Genomic DNA, 17,387 nt, shown 5'->3' with positions numbered 1-17,387 from the left:
TGGCGAGTCCGGGGCGGAGGATCACATCTCGGCGGGGTCTCTCGGCGCCTGGCGAGTCCGGGGCGGAGACCACATCTCGGCGGGGCTTCGCGACGCTTGGCGAGTCCGGGGCGGAGGATCACATCTCGGCGGGGTCTCTCGGCGCCTGGCGAGTCCGGGGCGGAGACCACATCTCGGCGGGGCTTCGCGACGCTCGGCGAGTCCGGGACGGAGGACAACACCTCGGCGGGGCCTCCCGGCGCCCGGCGAGTCCCGGACGGAGGACCCTCCCTGCGCTCCGCCCGTGGCCGTGGCCGACTACCCCTCGTCTGCGGCCCGGTACACCCCGAACACCGCGCCCTGCGGATCGCGCAGCACCGCGATCCGCGGGCCGTCCGGCAGCGAGGTCGGTTCCATCAGCGCCGTACCGCCCGCCCGCTCCGCCGTCGCCGCCGCGGCGTCCACGTCGGCGACCGCGAAGTACGGCAGCCAGTGCGGCGGCACCTCGGGCGGGAACTTGTCGTCCATCGTGACCATGCCGCCGAAGTCCGCGCCGCCCACGCCCCACTGCGTGTAGTGCTCCGAGGGGCGCACGGTCCAGCCGAACACCGTCGTGTAGAAGGTCTCCGCCCGCCTCGGGTCGCGGGACATCAGCTCCACCCAGCCCAGGGAGCCGGGCGCGTCGAACACCCCGGCACCCGGGAAGGCCCGCGCCTGCCAGAGCTGGAAGGCGGCGCCGCCCGGGTCGAGGGCGACCACGAAACGGCCCGCGTCGAACACGTCCATCGGGCCGACCAGCACCTTGCCCCCGGCCTCCTCGATCAGCCGCGCGGTGACATCGGCGTCGGAGACCGCGAACGAGACGCTCCAGGCGACGGGCCTGCTCTCCTGGTGCAGGGGGCTGAGCGCGGCGGCCGCCGCGTCACCGAGGTGCGCGACGGTGTAGCCGCCCGCCTCCTGCCGCGGATCCGTCTCGCACCGCCAGCCGAACAGTTCCCCGTAGAACCGCCGGGCCGCCTCCAGGTCACTGGTGCCCAGCTCGGCCCAGCAGGGCCCGCCGGGCACGGGCGCGTCGAGCTTCATCGCGTTCCTTCCGAAGGGAGCACCCCCTCCAGCACGCTAAGCCCGGGCCCCGGACCCGGCATCCGCTGGCCTCAGGTCCCCGGCCGGTACCGCAATGGATGGTCGGCCGGCACCTCCACCAGCACGATCGGGGTCCCGTCCGGGTCCGCGACCCACATCTCCAGCAGGCCCCACGGCTCCCTCACCGGCGGCCGGACGATCCCGACGCCCTTGGCGCGCAGCTCGTCGTGGGCCGCCGCGACGTCCGGGACCTGCACCCACAGCCGTACGGCGGGGTCCGGCGGCGCCTCCGAGCGGCCCGAGACCTCCAGGAAGCCGCCGCCGAGGAAGTAGACGGTGCCCCGCTCCGGCCCCGTACCGAACTCGCGGTAGACGGGAAGGCCCAACTGCTCGCCGTAGAAGGCGCGGGACCGCTCGGGGTCGACGGGGCGGAGAAGGATCCGGCTGCTCAGTACATGCACCATGCATACGGAGACTAGGGGAGAGTTAGGCTCTGCGGTGCCCGAGCCGCGCCGCACCCCTGCTCACCCCGGAGAAGCCCGTATGGACGCCACCGCCACCGACCTCGTCTTCCGTGATGCCACCGAGGCCGACGTGGACACGCTCGTCGCGCTCGTGGAGTCGGCCTACCGCGGGGAGTCCAGCCGGGCCGGCTGGACCACGGAGGCGGACATCCTCCAGGGGCAGCGGACCGACCCCGAGGGCGTGCTGGACATCGTCGCGTCGCCCGACGGGCTGGTGATCACCGCCGAGCGGGACGGCCGGATCGTCGCCTGCTGCCAGCTCGAGCACCGCGGCGACCACGCCTACTTCGGCCTGTTCGCGGTCAGTCCCACGGCGCAGGGCGGCGGTCTGGGCCGGACCGTCCTGGCGGAGGCCGAGCGCCGGGCCCGCACGGCGTGGGGCGCCACCGAGATGCACATGACGGTGATCACCGTGCGCGAGGACCTCATCGCCTGGTACGAGCGCCGCGGCTACCGCCGTACGGGCCGGATGACGCCCTTCCCGTACGGCGACGAGCGCTTCGGCATCCCGCAGCGCGCCGACCTCCGGTTCGAGCTGCTGGTCAAGCCCCTGGCCTGACGGCCGCCGGGGACGCGTCACGGCGGGACGCCGGGCGGCTCACGCCGTGAAGCGGCCGGCGCGCTTGGTCCCGGGGTGGTCGGTGGTGGCGCCGTCCAGTTCCAGGGCCCGCACCAGCCGCAGGTGGTCCGGTGTGTTGACCACCCAGCCGATGATCCGCAGGCCGTGCGCGCGGGCGTGCTCGACGGTCTCCAGGGTGAGCCGCCGGATGTTCAGGCACACGGTCGCGGCGCCGACCGCCACCGCCCGGTCCACGATGTCCAGGCCGTACCGGCTGCCGATGAGCGCCGTGCGCACCCCGGGCACCAGCCGGGCGATCTCGGCGACGGCCTCGTCGTGGAACGAGGACACCTCCACCCGCTCCACCAGGTTGCGCTCGTGTATCACCGCGGCGAGCGCCCGCGCCGCCTGCACGTCCTTGATCTCGGCCTGGACCGGCAGCGACACCGCCTCCAGGACCTCCTCGAAGACGGGCACCCGCTCGCCGCGCCCCGCGTCGAGGACGCGCAGCTCGGCCAGTGTGTGGTCCGCGATCGGCCCGTTCCCGTCGGTCGTGCGGTCCACGTCCGCGTCGTGCATGACGACGAGCGCGCCGTCCTTGCTCAGGTGCAGATCGAGTTCGACGACGTCGAGGCCGGCGTGCTCGGCGGCGACGAACGACCGGAGGGTGTTCTCGGGCTCGACACCCATGACTCCGCGGTGACCGATGGTGAGAAGGTTCAAGACTCGACTCGCTTCCGTCGTCGGCGGCGTTGGAAGAGCCCGCAGCCTAGTCGCCCCGGGCCGACATGGACATGTGTCTGCGCCGTGGGTTCCCCTACCCGTGACGCCCTGACGAAAGTCGTCGAGCGGCCCGGATGTGACAGGAAAAAACGCGGTGACCATGGGTGTGAGCAGGATAATTTCCGGATGATCCTCTTGCTGGAGGAAACGCCTTCCGCATACGGTGTTCCTACGCGAGGTTCTCCCGTAGAGGATGGGTCATGACGGAAATTCTTGTGCAGGTGGGTTCGGAGGGACAGGTTCCTCCCGCGGCCAGGGTGGTGGAGCACTCGGCGTGGCCCGTGCTCAAGGGTGCCGTGGAGCGGATCCGCCCCTGGCAGTCGAAGGACGGGTCGATCGACTTCTCGGCCGAGGGCGCCCCCGGGCGCGCCGACGCCGAGCACGCCGTGCGCCAGGTCGCCGAGGCCGTCGAGGAGCTCTCCCCGCTGCTCCCGCACGACGCGGACTACCACCACGCCCTGGTGCGGGACCTGCGCCGCTGGGCCGACGGCGGCTTCGAGGTGCCGGACTTCCTCGACTCGCTGCTGGCCTTCCAGCCCGCGGCCCACCGCGCCGACGGCCTCCAGCACCTGGTCGTCTTCCCGATGTACACGCAGAACGGCAACCCCGACCGCAACCTGGAGGCGGTCGTGCTGCGCATGGTCTGGCCCGACTGGCTGGCCGAACTGGAGCGCACCCGCTACGACAACCCGCTGTTCTGCGGCATCACCTTCGAGGACTTCACGGCCGGCTACGACACCAACTCGGCCGTCCTCTTCCCGGAGACCATCGCCGTGCGCGAGGCGCCGGAACGCTTCTCCTGGGGCGGCATCTTCTGCGACCGCGAGGCGGCCCGATTCCGCCGCGTGACCGCCGCCGCCGTCGACATCCTGGGCCTGGAGCTGCCCGAGGACGTCGCCGCGATGGTCCACGACCAGAAGCGCTGCGAGGAGGCCTTCGTCCTGTGGGACATGGTCCACGACCGCACCCACAGCCACGGCGACCTGCCCTTCGACCCGTTCATGATCAAGCAGCGCCAGCCGTTCTGGATGTACGGCCTGGAGGAGCTGCGCTGCGACCTCACCGCCTTCAAGGAGGCCGTGAAGCTCCAGGCCGACGGCGTCCCGCAGGCCCGCGACGTGCAGTACGCGGTGCTCTTCGACCGCATGTTCCGCTTCCCGGTCACCGGCGAGCGGGTCCGCAACTACGACGGCCTCGGCGGTCAGCTCCTCTTCGCCCACCTCCACCGCAACGACGTGGTGCGCTGGACGGACAACAAGCTGCACATCGACTGGCAGCGCGCCCCGCAGGTCACCAACGAGCTGTGCGCCGAGATCGAGAAGCTCTACCGCGACGGCATCGACCGCCCCAAGCTCGTCCACTGGTTCGCCGGGTACGAGCTGGTCTCCTCCTACCTCGCCCCGCACCCCGGCTCCCGGTGGGCCAAGGGCCCCGACGCCCTGGACCTGACCCAGCCGCCGCGCAAACTCGTCGATGACGTGCTTCCGGACGAATTTCCGCTCAGCATGTTCTATGAGGCACTGGCCAAGAAGCTGAAGAACGTGATCGCCTCCACCAAGGGCATCACGGCGGGCGGCGCCGAGCGGATCGCCGCGTGAGCGACCGCCGTACCGGGAACACGGCTGACCAGGAGGCGAAGGACATGGGGAACGGGGCTCTCAGCGGTGCGGTGATCGCGGTGGCCGGCGCGGGCGGACCCGCCGGCCGGGCGGCACTGCTCCGCCTCGCGGAGGCGGGCGCGACGGTCGTCGCCGCCGACAACGACCCCGAGCGCCTGGCGGAGGCCGTCGACGCGGCCCGCTACGGAGCCGGCGGCGCCACCGTCACCGGGGAACCGGTCGACCTGCTCGACCTGCGTTCCACCCGCGAGTGGGCCGCCCACATCGAGAAGGAGTTCGGCCGGATCGACGGTCTCGTCCATCTCGTCGGCGGCTGGCGTGGCAGCGAGACCTTCGTCAAGACCAGCCTCGACGACTGGGACTTCCTCGAACTGCTCCTCATCCGCACCGTGCAGCACACCTCGCTGGCCTTCTTCGAGCCCCTCCAGGCGAGCGAACGCGGACGGTACGTGCTGATCAGCGCCGCCGGCGCCTCCAGGCCCAGCGCCGGCAACGCCGCGTACGCCGCGGCCAAGGCCGCCGCCGAGGCCTGGACGCTCGCGCTGGCCGACGCCTTCCGCAAGGCGGGGGGCGCCGCCGGGCCGTCCTCCGCGGCTGCGATCCTGGTGGTGAAGGCGCTGGTGCACGACGCGATGCGCGCCGACCGACCCAACGCGAAGTTCGCGGGCTTCACGGACGTGCGGGACCTGGCCGAGGCCATCGCCGGAGTCTGGGAGCAGCCCGCCGCCGAAGTGAACGGACACCGTCTGTGGCTCACCGAGAAGCCGTGAACCCACCGAAGACCGACGCCCGCCGCCACCACGACCCGCAGGTCCGCGGTTTCGCCAGCGACAACTACGCCGGCGCCCACCCGGAGGTGATGGCCGCCCTCGCCCTGGCCAACGGCGGCCACCAGGTCGCCTACGGCGAGGACGCGTACACCGGCAATCTCCAGCGGATCGTCCGCAGCCACTTCGGGCCCACGGCGGAGGCCTTCCCGGTCTTCAACGGCACCGGCGCCAACGTCGTCGCGCTCCAGGCGGTCACCGACCGCTGGGGCGCGGTGATCTGCGCCGAGAGCGCCCACATCCACGTGGACGAGGGCGGTGCGCCCGAGCGCATGGGCGGCCTCAAGCTGCTCACCGTGCCCACGCCCGACGGCAAGCTCACCCCCGAGCTGATCGACCGCCAGGCGTACGGCTGGGAGGACGAGCACCGGGCGATGCCGCAGGTGGTGTCGATCACCCAGAGCACGGAGCTCGGCACCCTCTACACGCCGGACGAGGTCCGCGCGATCTGCGACCACGCCCACGCCCACGGCATGAAGGTGCACCTCGACGGATCCCGGATAGCCAACGCGGCGGCCTCCCTGGACGTGCCGATGCGGACGTTCACCAACGCGGCCGGCGTCGACATCCTCTCCCTGGGCGGCACGAAGAACGGCGCGCTCTTCGGCGAGGCCGTCGTCGTCATCGACCAGGACGCCGTCGGCCGCATGAAGCACCTGCGCAAGCTGTCCATGCAGCTCGCCTCCAAGATGCGCTTCGTGTCGGTGCAGCTGGAGGCCCTGCTCGCCAAGGACCTGTGGCTGCGCAACGCCCGCCACGCCAACGAGATGGCGCAGCGGCTCGCCGAGGGCGTGCGGGCCGTGCACGGCGTGGAGATCCTCTATCCGGTGCAGGCCAACGGGGTCTTCGCCCGGCTCCCGCACGACGTGGCCGAGCGGTTGCAGGAGCGGTTCCGGTTCTACTTCTGGGACGAGGCGGCCGGGGTGGTGCGCTGGATGTGCGCCTTCGACACGACGGAGGAGGACGTGGACACCTTCGTGACGGCGCTCAAGGAGGAGATGGCGCGCTGACCCTGGCACCCCGGCGGCCCGGCGCAATGCATAAGTATGCGGTCACCCGAAAAATCATTGACTCTCGGGTGATCGCGTTCCTATGCTCTCCAGACATGGAGCTGATCCAGGAGAACCCCGACCTGTCCGCCTATCTGGCCGCTGACGAGGTCATCGACCATGAGCACCCGCTGGTGCGGGCCACCGCCGGACGTCTTGCCAAGGACGCGGAAGACTCGTATGCCTATGCGCGACTGGCGTTCGAGTTCGTGCGCGACACCATTCCCCACTCACAGGACTCCGGCGATCTGCGCGTCACCTGGCGCGCCTCGGACGTCCTGGAGCGCAGGACGGGCATCTGCTACGCCAAGGCCCACGCGCTGGCCGCGCTGCTCCGCGCGGAGGACATCCCGACCGCGCTGTGCTACCAGACGTTCGACGTGGTGCACGGCCTGGTCGCCGTCCGCTTCAACGGCGCCTGGCACCGGCAGGACCCGCGTGGCAACAAGCCGGGCGTGGACGCCCGGTTCTCCCTGGCCGGCGAGCGGCTGGCCTTCACCCCCGACGCCGCGGCCGGGGAGGCGGACCACCCCGTGCTGTACGCGGCGCCGCACCCGGCCGTCCTCGACGCCCTGAAAGCCGCCCCCGACCGGCCGCACCTGTGGAAGACGCTGCCCACCACCCTGTGAGCACCGGCGGGTCACCGTCGTCGGCCGCCCCGACCGGGGAGGGCAGCGGGGGGCAAGGCGTTCGCCCCGGCCGGGGGAGGGGGGACGTGGGCGGGCGACCCGCCGCGCGCCGAGCGGCCCGTCAGCGGGCCTCGGCCTGGCGGACCTGCTCCGGCGTCGGCGCGGTGCCGCCCAGATGGGCCGGCATCCACCAGGTGTCGTCCGCGTCCTTCGGGCGCACCGGGTACGCGCGCTGGGCGGCCTCCAGCAGCTCCTGGACGCGCTCGCGCAACTGCCGGGTGATCGCGCCCGCGTACTTGTCGCGGGAGGCCTCCACCGCCTCGCCGACCCGGATGGTGATCGGGGTGTGGCTGCGCCGGAAGTTGCGCGGGTGGCCCTTGGTCCACAGCCGCTGCGTGCCCCACAGCGCCATCGGGATCAGCGGGACGCCCGCCTCCTGGGCCAGCCGGGCCGCACCGGACTTGAAGCTCTTCAGCGTGAACGACTCGGAGATGGTCGCCTCCGGGAAGACCCCGACGACCTCGCCGGAGCGCAGCGAGTCCAGGGCGTGCGCGTACGCCGCCTCGCCCTGCTTGCGGTCCACCGGGATGTGCTTCATCCCGCGCATCAGCGGACCGGAGATCCGGTGCCGGAAGACCGACTCCTTGGCCATGAACCGCACGAGGCGCTTCTGCGGGAGCGCGGCCAGGCCGTTGAAGACGAAGTCCAGGTAGCTGATGTGGTTGCTCACCAGCACGGCTCCGCCCGAGCGCGGGATGTTCTCCGACCCCTGGCAGTCGATCTTGAGGTCCCAGACCTTGAAGAGCGTCTGGGCGAGGCCGACGACGGGGCGGTAGACAAGCTCTGCCATGGGCGGGGCGGACCCTTCCTTCTCTCTGCCCGGGAACGGCTCCCGGACAAAGTTACGCAGCCGTAGGTTTACGGCATCTCGCAGATCGTGCCCGAAGAACGCGCCGACAGCCAGTCCTGGTGCCTGTGAACCGCGAGATCCTCGTCACGTGGCACCTTGATCCACCTCGGGCTTTGACGTCCCCTTTACTCCGCCCGTACCGTCACCCGCCGTACGAGCAGGTACATCTCGCACCCCAGGCAGAAGCCGAAGACGGCGTTCAGGAAGGCGGCCGCCAGGGCCGCCGCGGTGGCCGCGTAGCCCAGCCACTCCGGGCCCAGCGTGAACCCGGCCAGACCCGCCCCCGCGAAGACCAGCCCCACGGCCTGCGCGAACCTCGGCGGCTGGGGCGCCTCGAACTCCCTGGGCGGACCCAGCCGCGGCCGGACGGCCGTACGGAAGGCCCATCCATAGGGCGAACGTCCCACGCCGCCCGCCGCGCCGAGCGCGAAGGCCAGCGTCTGCCAGGCGAGCAGCCAGGGGTTCCGGGTGATCAGTACGACGGCCAGGACGACGGCCGTGACCGCCGCCCCGAAGCGCGGCCCCCTCGCATCGATGTCCATGGATCAAGCATTCCGCACCGGGAAGACGGAAGGGGGACGGGAATCTTTTCGGTCTCGTGAATGCTGGAGCCGTTGATGACCGGACTATTCGTGTGTGCGGGGGTGCTCGCGGCGGCGAGCCTCTTCGGGGTGCTGCACCGGCGGCGGAGCGGGAGGGTGCGCGTGCGCGGGCGCGACGAGGGACAGCGGCTCGGTGCGGACCGGCTGGGGGACGAACTCGGCGAGCGGGCCACGCTCGTCCAGTTCTCCAGCGCCTTCTGCGCCCCCTGCCGGGCGACCCGCCGGATCCTCGGCGAGGTGTCCGGCATGGTCCCGGGAGTGCGGCACGTCGAGATCGACGCCGAGGCCCGGCTCGACCTCGTCCGCGAACTCGGCATCCTCAAGACCCCCACCGTGCTGGTCCTGGACGCCGACGGGCGCGTCGTGCGCCGCGCCGCGGGCCAGCCCCGCACGGCCGACGTCATCGCGGCCCTGGGGGAGGCGGTGTGAGGCCGGCCGGTGTGAGGTCCGTCGCGGAGCCGGTCAGGGCACTTCCGGATGGCGGGACGCACTTGACTGTGCAGGCCATCCATCGTCAGCCTGACCCCATGCCTGAGGACCCCCTTCTCCACGGACGGGCGCACGTCGACCTGGTGCGTACCGCGAGCGCGTGCTGTCCGGGCCGGTGAGCAGTCCCCGACGCCCACGCCCCTCCCCCGAGAAGGACAACTCCATGACGGCCACCCCCGGTCTCCGTACCCCTCAGCTCGCCTCCCCCGACCTGCTGCGCTCCGTCTTCCGCCGGCACGCGGCGGGTGTGGCCGTGATCACCGCGTCCGGCGGGACCGGTCCGGTGGGCTTCACCGCCACCTCCCTCACCTCGGTCTCCGCGCAGCCCCCGCTGCTGTCGTTCGGTGTCGGCACCGGCGCCTCCAGCTGGCCGGCGCTCTCCGACGCCGACCACGTCGGGGTGCACATACTCGGCGAGCACCAGCAGGAGCTGGCCGCCACCTTCGCCCGCAGCGGCGCCGACCGGTTCGGCGCGCCGACGGCCTGGCAGGAGGGCCCCGAGGGCGTCCCCGTCCTCGACGACGTCCTGGCCTGGCTGGTGTGCCGGGTCGTCGCGCGGGTGCCCGCGGGGGACCACCGCATCGTGCTGGCCGAGGTCGTGCACGGCGATCCGGCGGGCGCCGGGCGGCCGTTGCTCTACCACCAGGGCCGGTTCACCGCGCTGCGCGACTGACCGCCGCGGGGCTCTTCTGCGAAACCGTCGGATTCCGATTACGCTGCGTTGCACAGGTCACAGTTCAAAGCGCTTGCTTAGCGGGAATGAACTCGATGTACTGGCGAGTAATATTTCGGTCGGAGCGCAGGTCGCCCCGGTCGGAATCGGCCGCTTGTGGCGCCTATGCTGCCTGGAAGAAGGCAGCCGAGAACTGACGATGCAGTAGGAGAGCCGGCGTGAGCTTGAGGATCGTTGTCACTGTGAAGTACGTGCCCGACGCCACTGGCGACCGGCACTTCGCCGATGACCTGACCGTCGACCGGGACGACGTGGACGGTCTGCTCTCCGAGCTCGACGAGTACGCGGTCGAGCAGGCGCTGCAGATCTCCGAGAACTCCGACGACGACGTGGAGATCACCGTCCTGACGGTGGGCCCGGAGGACGCCAAGGACGCGCTGCGCAAGGCGCTGTCCATGGGTGCCGACAAGGCGGTCCACGTCGAGGACGACGACCTGCACGGCACCGACGCCATCGGCACCTCGCTGGTGCTGGCCAAGGCCATCGAGAAGGCCGGCTACGACCTGGTGATCTCCGGCATGGCCTCCACCGACGGCACCATGGGCGTCGTCCCGGCCCTGGTGGCCGAGCGCCTGGGCGTGCCGCAGGTCACCCTGCTCTCCGAGGTCTCGGTCGAGGACGGCACGGTCAAGGGCCGCCGGGACGGCGACACCGCCTCGGAGCAGCTGGAGGCCTCCCTGCCGGCCGTCGTGTCGGTCACGGACCAGTCGGGCGAGGCGCGCTACCCGTCCTTCAAGGGCATCATGGCCGCCAAGAAGAAGCCGGTGCAGTCCTGGGACCTGTCCGACCTCGACATCGAGGCGGAGGAGGTCGGCCTGGAGGGCGCCTGGACCAAGGTCGAGACGGCGACCGAGCGCCCGGCCCGCACGGCCGGCACGATCGTCAAGGACGAGGGCGAGGGCGGCAAGCAGCTCGCCGAGTTCCTCGCGGGCCAGAAGTTCATCTAGAGCCCCGCATCCGCTGACCGCCCCTCAAGATCGTTACGCAGGAGAGCATTCCCATGGCTGAAGTCCTCGTCTACGTCGACCACGTGGACGGCGCCGTCCGCAAGCCCACCCTGGAGCTGCTGACCCTGGCCCGCCGCATCGGCGAGCCGGTCGCCGTCGCCCTCGGCGCCGGTGCGGAGAACACCGCCGCCACGCTCGCCGAGCACGGCGCGGCGCGGGTCCTCACGCACGACGCCGCCGAGTACGCCGACTACCTGGTCGTACCGAAGGTGGACGCGCTCCAGGCCGCCCACGAGGCCGTGTCCCCGGCCGCCGTGCTGGTGTCGTCCTCCGCGGAGGGCAAGGAGATCGCCGCCCGTCTGGCGCTGCGCATCGGCTCCGGCATCATCACCGACGCCGTCGACCTGGAGGCCGGCGACGAGGGCCCGGTGGCCACCCAGTCGGTGTTCGCCGCGTCCTTCACCACCAAGACCCGTGTCGTCAAGGGCACCCCGGTCATCACCGTCAAGCCCAACAGCGCCGCCGTCGAGGCCGCGCCGGCCGCCGGCACGGTCGAGGCCCTCGCGGTGACCTTCTCCGCGCAGGCGACCGGCACCAAGGTCACCGGCCGCACCCCGCGCGAGTCGACCGGCCGCCCGGAGCTGACCGAGGCCGCGATCGTGGTCTCCGGCGGCCGCGGCGTCAACGGCGCCGAGAACTTCGGGCTCATCGAGAACCTCGCCGACTCCCTCGGCGCGGCCGTCGGCGCCTCCCGCGCCGCGGTGGACGCCGGCTGGTACCCGCACACCAACCAGGTCGGCCAGACCGGCAAGTCCGTCTCGCCGCAGCTGTACATCGCCAACGGCATCTCCGGCGCCATCCAGCACCGCGCCGGCATGCAGACCTCGAAGACCATCGTGGCCGTCAACAAGGACCCCGAGGCCCCGATCTTCGACCTCGTCGACTACGGCGTCGTCGGCGACCTCTTCGACGTCGTCCCCCAGCTCACCGAGGAGATCAAGACCCGCAAGGGCTGATCACCCGCCCGCTCCCGGGCACCTCCCGAGGCCCCCGTGACCGCGCCGTCACGGGGGCCTCGGCTCATCCCAGGCCGAGCGTGGCGCACACCGGCAGATGGTCGCTCGGGAACCGGCCGTCCAGGGAGAAGGTGTCGACCCACGCGCGGTGCACCGTGACGCCCGGACGCACCAGGATCCAGTCGATCCGGGCCCCGCCCGGCGTGAGCTCCTGGTAGCCGTGGTACGTCCCGTACCCCGCGCCGCGCCGCCGCGCCGTGTCCCAGGTGTCCACCAGACCGGTGGCGAGCAGGGCGTCGTAGACCGGGTTGCGGTGGGCGACGGCGTTGAAGTCGCCGGTCACCACGAGCGGCAGGGACGGGTCGAACCGCGCCGTCCGCGCGGCGATCAGGGAGACGGAGCGCAGGCGCGCGTACTGGCTCTCGTTGTCGAGGTGGGTGTTGAGCAGGCAGAACTCCCGCCCCCCGGCGGTGACGTCGCGGAAGCGGACCCAGGTGACCATGCGCGGGTACGCCGCGCCCCAGGTGTTGGAGCCGCGCACGGCGGGCGTGTCGGAGAGCCAGAAGTGGGCGTGCTCGACCGGTTCCAGCCGGCGGGTGTCGTAGAAGACGGCCATGGACTCCTCGTCGCCGCCGCCGCGCCCCCGGCCGATCCAGGCGTAGTGCGGTCCGAGGTCGGCCTCGATGTCCCGCAGCTGCGGGGGTTCGCCCTCCTGGGTGCCGATGACGTGCGGGGCCGCCGCGCGCAGCAGGGCGCGCATCACCGGGCGGCGGGTGGGCCAGCTGTGGGGCTCCACGGTGCTCGGGAAGCGGAGGTTGAAGGTCATGACGTCCAGAGGGGGCACGGAGGGCGCCGGGCGGGGGTTCCCGTTCGCCTCGCGGGTCCGGGGGCCGGAGGAGCGGACCGCCCCGAGGACGGGGATCGCGACGGCCGCCGCCGCCACGGTCCTCAGCCCGGTGCGGCGCGTCGTCCCCCTGGTGACCGCCATGTGCCTCCTCCCCTCGTGAGCCAGGATGAAGGGGGGAACGGCTGTGCGGAAGGGGGCCCGGGGGCGGTCGGGGGGCCAGCGCGCGGACAGGGTGTTGACCGGCCGGAAGATCCACGGATAACTTCGTTCTACGGATTGTTGATTCCGTACAGCGGAAAACAGGAGGGTCTGGGATGGGTCAGGGCCAGCAGGAGACCGTGACGACGAGCCTCGCGGGCGCCGTCAGCGAGGAGATCAGCTCCTCCCTCGCCCCGGTCGACGTCGAACTCGAACGCCTCTACCCCGGCGACCCCGGCACCCGCCAGCCCGTGCACACCGTCTACGTGCCCGGTGACGCCTTCTCCGCCGACACCCTCCGCTCCTGGGGCGACCGGGCGCTGGCCGCCCTCGACGAGCACGCCCCGGACGCCGCGTCCTTCGCCGCCGTCCTCGGCCTGTCCGACGACCTCGCCGAGCCGGTGTACACGCGGGTGCGCGCCAAGCTGGAGCGCGAGCCGATCGAAGACCTGCGCGTCGACTTCGAGGACGGCTACGGCCCCCGCCCGGACGCCGAGGAGGACGAGGCCGCCGCCCGCGCCGCGCGTCTGATCGCCGAGGCGTACGCGAAGGGCACGGCGGCGCCGTACATGGGCATCCGCATGAAGTGCATGGAGGCCGCCGTCCGCGACCGCGGGATCCGCACCCTGGACGTCTTCCTCACCGGCCTGACGGAGGCCGGCGGCCTGCCGGACGGGCTGGTCCTCACCCTGCCCAAGGTGACGTACCCGCAGCAGGTCACCGCGATGGTCCGGCTCCTGGAGGCCTTCGAGAAGGCCCGCGGTCTCCCGCCCGGCCGGCTCGGCTTCGAGATCCAGATCGAGACCAGCCAGGCCATCCTCGCCGCCGACGGCACCGCAGGCGTCGCCCGCATGATCCGGGCGGCCGAAGGCCGCGCCACCGGCCTGCACTACGGCACGTTCGACTACAGCGCCTGCCTCGGAGTGTCCGCAGCCCACCAGGCCAGTGACCACCCGGCCGCCGACCACGCCAAGGCCGTCATGCAGGTCGCGGCGGCCGGCACCGGCGTACGCGTCTCGGACGGCTCCACGAACGTCCTGCCCGTCGGCCCCACCGAGCGGGTGCACGACGCCTGGCGGCTGCACTACGGCCTCACCCGCCGGGCCCTCGCGCGCGCCTACTACCAGGGCTGGGACATGCACCCCGGTCACCTCCCCACCCGGTACGCGGCCGTCTTCGCCTTCTACCGCGAGGGCTTCGTCCAGGCCGCCGAACGTCTGGCCCGGTACGCCGACCGGGCCGCCGGCGACGTCATGGACGAGCCGGCCACCGCCAAGGCCCTCAGCGGCTACCTGCTGCGCGGCCTGGACTGCGGTGCGCTCGACGCCGTCGAGGTGACCGGCGCCACGGGGCTGTCCCGGGCGGCCCTGGAGGGCTTCGCGGCACCCCGGCGGGGTGATCTGACGGCGTCGGCCCAGTAGATCCGGGGCCTGCGGTCCGGTTCGGGGGCGGTTGCCGCCCGGCAGCCCCGCACGGCGCGTGACGTCCCGTACGGGCGTGTGACGACAGGGCCTGGCGGACGCGGAGGTGTTCCTACCGGACGCGGAGGTGTTCGAGCCCGGAACGCGTCACCAGCCGCTCCCGCGCGAACAGCCGGGTACCGCGCTCGCACAGCAGCGCGTCGCCCCGCGCCGCGGCGCAGAACGCCTCCGGGGTCTCGCCGAACAGCCGCCTCAACTCGGCCGATCCCCGCAGGAGTTCGCTGATCAGAGCGCGCTGTCCCGGATGGCCGCGCGGGGCGGCGGTGCCGTTGTGCAGGACGCCGTGGCGATTGACGTAGGCGAACGCGCCGGTGAGTTCGTCGCCGTTCTCCAGCTCGATCCGCGCCTGGGAGGCGGGCAGCCGGACCCGGTCGAAGTGCGGCTCGGTCGCGTCGACGACGGCGAGCTGTACCGCGTCCAGCCAGATGACGAACAACTCCCGGGTGACGCGGGGGGCGAGGACCGGGGAGGCGGACACGTATCCCAGCCGGCTGACGTGCGCGGACACGCCGATGCCGACGCCCGTGACCCGGGTCCGCACCATCGGGACCGGCGAGGCGACCCCGCACTCGGCCATCTTGTGGCGCAGCTGGCCCGGGCAGGCGTTGGAGCCCACGGCCAGGACCGGTGTGCGGCCGGGGAACACCAGGCGGTCCAGGGGCAGCAGCCGGTCCCCGTCGAGCAGGCCGGACTCCTCGGGCCAGGCGCCGGGATAGGTCAGCGGGTGGTCGCGCGGCGCGTCGGCGAGACCGAGCGCCTCCAGCGTGCGCCCCTCGGGGGGGCCGGCGTGGTGTCCCTCGTGGTGTCCGGCGTGGTGTCCGTCGTCGTGTCCGTCCACGCCGTCCTCAGTCCGCGGGGGGCAGCTCGCCCGAGCCGCGGGTGATCAGCCGCGTCGGCAGCACGACGCGTTCCGGGGTGATCAGGGTGCCCTCCAGCCGCTGGAAGAGACGCACGGCGGCGGTGCCGCCGATGGCGGCCGCGTCCTGGGCGACCACGGTGACGCCCGGCTGGAGCAGGTCGGCGAGCTCCAGGTCGTCGAAGGCCACGAGGGCGACCGGCCGGGCCTGCTCGGCGAGCACGCGGATGACGGTGACGGTCACCCGGTTGTTGCCCGTGAACACCGCCGTGACCGGCGAGGGCCCGGACAGCATCGCCTCGGTCGCCCGGCGCACCCGCGCCGGTTCCGTGGTCCCCAGGGACATCCAGGCGTCCTCCACGGGTATGCCCGCGTCCTCCAGGGCCGCCCGGTAGCCGCGCAGACGCTCCGCCGCGGTGTGGATGCGCGGCATGTCGCCGATGAAGCCGATCCTGCGGTGCCCGTGCGCCAGGAGGTGGGCCACGCCCTGCCGGGCGCCGCCGAAGTTGTCCGACAGGACGCAGTCGGCGTCGATGCGCCCGGCCGGACGGTCGACGAAGACCGTGGCGACGCCCGCCCTGATCTCGGGCTCCAGGTACCGGTGGTCGTCCCCGGCCGGGATGACCACCAGACCGTCCACCCGGCGCGCGCACAGCGCCAGCGCCAACTCCTGCTCCCGGTCGGGGTCCCCGGCGCTGGAGCCGTTGATGAGCAGCGCGCCGTGCGCCCTCGCCACCTCCTCCACCGCCCGGCTCAGCGGGCCGTAGAAAGGGTCGGCGAGGTCCTCCAGGACCAGGCCGATGCTCGCGGTACGGCCCTTGCGCAGCACCCGCGCGCTGTCGTTGCGGCGGAAGCCGAGCGCGTCGATGGCCTCCTGGACGCGCTGTTCCGTCTGCGGGGTGACCCCCGGCTCGCCGTTCACCACCCGCGAGACGGTCTTCAGCCCGACGCCCGCGCGCGCGGCGACGTCCTTCATGGTGGGACGGTTGCCGTAGCGAGGTCCGAAGAGTCCGACGGGCCGGCTGGGCGTCTCGGGCACGGGGCGGTGTCCTGTCCTGTTGTCCCCGGGGGTGCGGCGTCCCGGGAGTCGTATGAGGATGTGCGGACGAGCATAGGGCCTGGACAACGTTGTCAGATGCGGGGGAGACTGGCCACCGCAATCTCCGGCCCGCGTCCCCCACCGCCGGACCGGCCGGCCCGATTCCCGTGGTGGAGGGGGAGAACCGAGACGTGATGCACACCGACCTCGTGGCCGCGCTCGACATCGGCGGCACCAAGATCGCCGGAGCGCTGGTGGACGGCGACGGAACGATCCTGCTCCGCGCCAGGCGGCCCACGCCCGCGCAGGAGGACGGCGACACCGTGATGCGGGCCGTGCGGGAGGTGCTGGGGGAGCTGACGGCGTCGTCGCTGTGGGGGCGTGCGCGCGCCGTCGGTATCGGCAGCGCCGGCCCGGTGGACGCCTCCACGGGCACCGTGAGCCCGGTGAACGTGCCCGGCTGGCGCGACTACCCGCTGGTGGAACGGGTGCGCGCCGCGGTCGGGGACCTGCCCGTCGTGCTGATCGGCGACGGCGTGGCCCTCACCGCCGCCGAGCACTGGCAGGGAGCCGCCCGCGGGCACGACAACGCGCTGTGCATGGTGGTCTCCACCGGGGTCGGCGGCGGCCTGGTCCTCGGCGGACGTCTGCACCCGGGCCCCACCGGGAACGCGGGCCACATCGGTCACATCAGCGTCGAACTCGACGGCGCCCCCTGCGCGTGCGGGGCGCGTGGCTGCGTGGAGCGGATCGCCAGCGGCCCGCACATCTCCCGGCGCGCCCTGGAGAACGGCTGGCGCCCCGGCCCCGACGGCGACACCTCCGCCGCCGCCGTGGCCGTCGCGGCCCGCGCGGGCGATCCCGTCGCCCGGGCCTCCTTCGAGCGCGCCGCGCGGGCCCTGGCGGCCGGCATCGCCGCCACCGCGGCGCTCGTCGAGATCGACATCGCGGTGATCGGCGGCGGCGTCGCCGAGGCGGGCGACGTCCTCTTCGCGCCCCTGCGCCGGTCCCTCGCCGACTACGCGACCCTGTCGTTCGTCCGGCGGCTGACGGTCGTACCCGCGCGGATGGGCACGGACGCCGGACTGGTCGGCGCGGCCGCGGCGGCCCTGGCGGGGAGACCGGGGGTGACGGCGGCGGGGGTATGAGGGGGCGGGCGGGGCGGTGGTGCCGGCGGAGAGGGCGGCGGGGGGACGTCCTGCCTCCGCCGGGCGACG

Annotated in this window: 20 protein-coding genes; 12 read left to right on the top strand and 8 right to left on the bottom strand. The window is 72.8% G+C overall.

Annotated elements, in window-relative coordinates:
* Positions 1-297 precede the first annotated feature (297 nt).
* Together ACFYWQ_RS15300 and ACFYWQ_RS15295 are read right to left on the bottom strand one after the other, a co-directional pair.
* Entirely contained in the window at positions 298-1,062 is a 765-nt protein-coding gene (locus ACFYWQ_RS15300) for a VOC family protein (RefSeq protein ID WP_389516539.1), read from the bottom strand.
* 71 nt (positions 1,063-1,133) lie between these two features.
* Positions 1,134-1,526, bottom strand: a complete 393-nt coding sequence (locus tag ACFYWQ_RS15295) for a VOC family protein (RefSeq protein ID WP_389516537.1) — start codon at positions 1,524-1,526, stop codon at positions 1,134-1,136.
* A 79-nt stretch (positions 1,527-1,605) separates the two neighbouring features.
* Between ACFYWQ_RS15295 and ACFYWQ_RS15290 the strand changes: the two genes are divergently transcribed.
* Positions 1,606-2,145, top strand: coding sequence for a GNAT family N-acetyltransferase (locus ACFYWQ_RS15290; protein WP_389516536.1), 540 nt, complete (start codon positions 1,606-1,608; stop codon positions 2,143-2,145).
* A gap of 39 nt (positions 2,146-2,184) precedes the next feature.
* On the opposite strand, the gene ACFYWQ_RS15285 is transcribed toward ACFYWQ_RS15290, so the two are convergent.
* The gene (locus ACFYWQ_RS15285; RefSeq protein ID WP_389516534.1) at positions 2,185-2,868 is read right to left on the bottom strand and encodes a glycerophosphodiester phosphodiesterase; all 684 of its coding nucleotides are present in this window, start codon (positions 2,866-2,868) and stop codon (positions 2,185-2,187) included.
* Between the two features lie 260 nt (positions 2,869-3,128).
* Here ACFYWQ_RS15285 and ACFYWQ_RS15280 point away from each other — a divergent pair, with 260 nt between their 5' ends.
* The 4 genes from ACFYWQ_RS15280 (at position 3,129) to ACFYWQ_RS15265 (ending at position 7,052) form a co-directional block, all read left to right on the top strand.
* Positions 3,129-4,526: a DUF6421 family protein gene (locus tag ACFYWQ_RS15280; RefSeq protein ID WP_389516532.1), complete on the top strand. Its 1,398-nt coding sequence runs from the start codon at positions 3,129-3,131 to the stop codon at positions 4,524-4,526.
* 44 nt (positions 4,527-4,570) lie between these two features.
* A complete protein-coding gene (locus tag ACFYWQ_RS15275) occupies positions 4,571-5,317 on the top strand; it encodes an SDR family NAD(P)-dependent oxidoreductase (protein WP_389516530.1) in 747 nt (248 codons plus the stop codon).
* Complete coding sequence (locus ACFYWQ_RS15270; protein ID WP_389516528.1) at positions 5,314-6,384, top strand: threonine aldolase family protein; 1,071 nt, start codon at positions 5,314-5,316, stop codon at positions 6,382-6,384. The genes ACFYWQ_RS15275 and ACFYWQ_RS15270 overlap by 4 nt, the downstream gene beginning before the upstream one ends.
* Before the next feature lie 95 nt (positions 6,385-6,479).
* Complete coding sequence (locus ACFYWQ_RS15265) at positions 6,480-7,052, top strand: transglutaminase domain-containing protein (RefSeq protein ID WP_389516526.1); 573 nt, start codon at positions 6,480-6,482, stop codon at positions 7,050-7,052.
* Between the two features lie 121 nt (positions 7,053-7,173).
* Here ACFYWQ_RS15265 and ACFYWQ_RS15260 read toward each other — a convergent pair whose 3' ends face one another.
* On the bottom strand, positions 7,174-7,902 hold the full coding sequence (locus ACFYWQ_RS15260) for a lysophospholipid acyltransferase family protein (RefSeq protein WP_389516524.1): 729 nt from the start codon (positions 7,900-7,902) through the stop codon (positions 7,174-7,176).
* A 185-nt stretch (positions 7,903-8,087) separates the two neighbouring features.
* On the bottom strand, positions 8,088-8,504 hold the full coding sequence (locus ACFYWQ_RS15255; RefSeq protein WP_389516522.1) for a DUF4395 domain-containing protein: 417 nt from the start codon (positions 8,502-8,504) through the stop codon (positions 8,088-8,090).
* 75 nt (positions 8,505-8,579) lie between these two features.
* Here ACFYWQ_RS15255 and ACFYWQ_RS15250 point away from each other — a divergent pair, with 75 nt between their 5' ends.
* From ACFYWQ_RS15250 to ACFYWQ_RS15230, 5 genes are all read left to right on the top strand, one after another.
* Positions 8,580-8,993, top strand: a complete 414-nt coding sequence (locus tag ACFYWQ_RS15250) for a TlpA family protein disulfide reductase (protein ID WP_389516520.1) — start codon at positions 8,580-8,582, stop codon at positions 8,991-8,993.
* A 98-nt stretch (positions 8,994-9,091) separates the two neighbouring features.
* On the top strand, positions 9,092-9,172 hold the full coding sequence (locus ACFYWQ_RS15245; protein WP_385063140.1) for a putative leader peptide: 81 nt from the start codon (positions 9,092-9,094) through the stop codon (positions 9,170-9,172).
* A 44-nt stretch (positions 9,173-9,216) separates the two neighbouring features.
* Positions 9,217-9,726, top strand: a complete 510-nt coding sequence (locus ACFYWQ_RS15240; protein WP_389516518.1) for a flavin reductase family protein — start codon at positions 9,217-9,219, stop codon at positions 9,724-9,726.
* A 218-nt stretch (positions 9,727-9,944) separates the two neighbouring features.
* Positions 9,945-10,733: an electron transfer flavoprotein subunit beta/FixA family protein gene (locus ACFYWQ_RS15235; protein ID WP_389516517.1), complete on the top strand. Its 789-nt coding sequence runs from the start codon at positions 9,945-9,947 to the stop codon at positions 10,731-10,733.
* A gap of 53 nt (positions 10,734-10,786) precedes the next feature.
* Positions 10,787-11,749 carry an electron transfer flavoprotein subunit alpha/FixB family protein gene (locus ACFYWQ_RS15230; protein WP_389516515.1) on the top strand — a complete coding sequence of 321 codons (963 nt, stop codon included), beginning with the start codon at positions 10,787-10,789 and terminating at the stop codon, positions 11,747-11,749.
* A gap of 64 nt (positions 11,750-11,813) precedes the next feature.
* Here ACFYWQ_RS15230 and ACFYWQ_RS15225 read toward each other — a convergent pair whose 3' ends face one another.
* Complete coding sequence (locus ACFYWQ_RS15225; RefSeq protein ID WP_389516513.1) at positions 11,814-12,737, bottom strand: endonuclease/exonuclease/phosphatase family protein; 924 nt, start codon at positions 12,735-12,737, stop codon at positions 11,814-11,816.
* A gap of 173 nt (positions 12,738-12,910) precedes the next feature.
* Here ACFYWQ_RS15225 and ACFYWQ_RS15220 point away from each other — a divergent pair, with 173 nt between their 5' ends.
* Entirely contained in the window at positions 12,911-14,215 is a 1,305-nt protein-coding gene (locus ACFYWQ_RS15220; RefSeq protein ID WP_389516511.1) for a DUF6986 family protein, read from the top strand.
* Positions 14,216-14,327: 112 nt separating this feature from the next.
* Here ACFYWQ_RS15220 and ACFYWQ_RS15215 read toward each other — a convergent pair whose 3' ends face one another.
* Both ACFYWQ_RS15215 and ACFYWQ_RS15210 read right to left on the bottom strand, forming a co-directional pair.
* Entirely contained in the window at positions 14,328-15,038 is a 711-nt protein-coding gene (locus ACFYWQ_RS15215) for a hypothetical protein (RefSeq protein WP_389517413.1), read from the bottom strand.
* Positions 15,039-15,120: 82 nt separating this feature from the next.
* Positions 15,121-16,170, bottom strand: coding sequence for a LacI family DNA-binding transcriptional regulator (locus ACFYWQ_RS15210; RefSeq protein WP_389516509.1), 1,050 nt, complete (start codon positions 16,168-16,170; stop codon positions 15,121-15,123).
* Between the two features lie 194 nt (positions 16,171-16,364).
* Between ACFYWQ_RS15210 and ACFYWQ_RS15205 the strand changes: the two genes are divergently transcribed.
* Positions 16,365-17,318, top strand: a complete 954-nt coding sequence (locus ACFYWQ_RS15205) for an ROK family protein (RefSeq protein WP_389517411.1) — start codon at positions 16,365-16,367, stop codon at positions 17,316-17,318.
* Positions 17,319-17,387 lie beyond the last annotated feature (69 nt).

Source organism: Streptomyces sp. NPDC003247 (assembly GCF_042888135.1).
GTDB lineage: Bacteria > Actinomycetota > Actinomycetes > Streptomycetales > Streptomycetaceae > Streptomyces.
Note: the sequence above shows the minus strand (reverse complement) of the source record. Positions and strands in the feature narration are given on the sequence as shown.

What these genes read in the sequence shown, in the direction of transcription:
- ACFYWQ_RS15300 (WP_389516539.1), bottom strand. Translation starts at nt 1,062, where the DNA reads ATGAAGCTCGACGCGCCCGTGCCCGGCGGGCCCTGCTGGGCCGAGCTG.
- ACFYWQ_RS15295 (WP_389516537.1), bottom strand. Translation starts at nt 1,526, where the DNA reads ATGGTGCATGTACTGAGCAGCCGGATCCTTCTCCGCCCCGTCGACCCC.
- ACFYWQ_RS15290 (WP_389516536.1), top strand. Translation starts at nt 1,606, where the DNA reads ATGGACGCCACCGCCACCGACCTCGTCTTCCGTGATGCCACCGAGGCC.
- ACFYWQ_RS15280 (WP_389516532.1), top strand. Translation starts at nt 3,129, where the DNA reads ATGACGGAAATTCTTGTGCAGGTGGGTTCGGAGGGACAGGTTCCTCCC.
- ACFYWQ_RS15275 (WP_389516530.1), top strand. Translation starts at nt 4,571, where the DNA reads ATGGGGAACGGGGCTCTCAGCGGTGCGGTGATCGCGGTGGCCGGCGCG.
- ACFYWQ_RS15265 (WP_389516526.1), top strand. Translation starts at nt 6,480, where the DNA reads ATGGAGCTGATCCAGGAGAACCCCGACCTGTCCGCCTATCTGGCCGCT.
- ACFYWQ_RS15260 (WP_389516524.1), bottom strand. Translation starts at nt 7,902, where the DNA reads ATGGCAGAGCTTGTCTACCGCCCCGTCGTCGGCCTCGCCCAGACGCTC.
- ACFYWQ_RS15255 (WP_389516522.1), bottom strand. Translation starts at nt 8,504, where the DNA reads ATGGACATCGATGCGAGGGGGCCGCGCTTCGGGGCGGCGGTCACGGCC.
- ACFYWQ_RS15250 (WP_389516520.1), top strand. Translation starts at nt 8,580, where the DNA reads ATGACCGGACTATTCGTGTGTGCGGGGGTGCTCGCGGCGGCGAGCCTC.
- ACFYWQ_RS15245 (WP_385063140.1), top strand. Translation starts at nt 9,092, where the DNA reads ATGCCTGAGGACCCCCTTCTCCACGGACGGGCGCACGTCGACCTGGTG.
- ACFYWQ_RS15240 (WP_389516518.1), top strand. Translation starts at nt 9,217, where the DNA reads ATGACGGCCACCCCCGGTCTCCGTACCCCTCAGCTCGCCTCCCCCGAC.
- ACFYWQ_RS15230 (WP_389516515.1), top strand. Translation starts at nt 10,787, where the DNA reads ATGGCTGAAGTCCTCGTCTACGTCGACCACGTGGACGGCGCCGTCCGC.
- ACFYWQ_RS15225 (WP_389516513.1), bottom strand. Translation starts at nt 12,737, where the DNA reads ATGGCGGTCACCAGGGGGACGACGCGCCGCACCGGGCTGAGGACCGTG.
- ACFYWQ_RS15220 (WP_389516511.1), top strand. Translation starts at nt 12,911, where the DNA reads ATGGGTCAGGGCCAGCAGGAGACCGTGACGACGAGCCTCGCGGGCGCC.
- ACFYWQ_RS15205 (WP_389517411.1), top strand. Translation starts at nt 16,365, where the DNA reads ATGCACACCGACCTCGTGGCCGCGCTCGACATCGGCGGCACCAAGATC.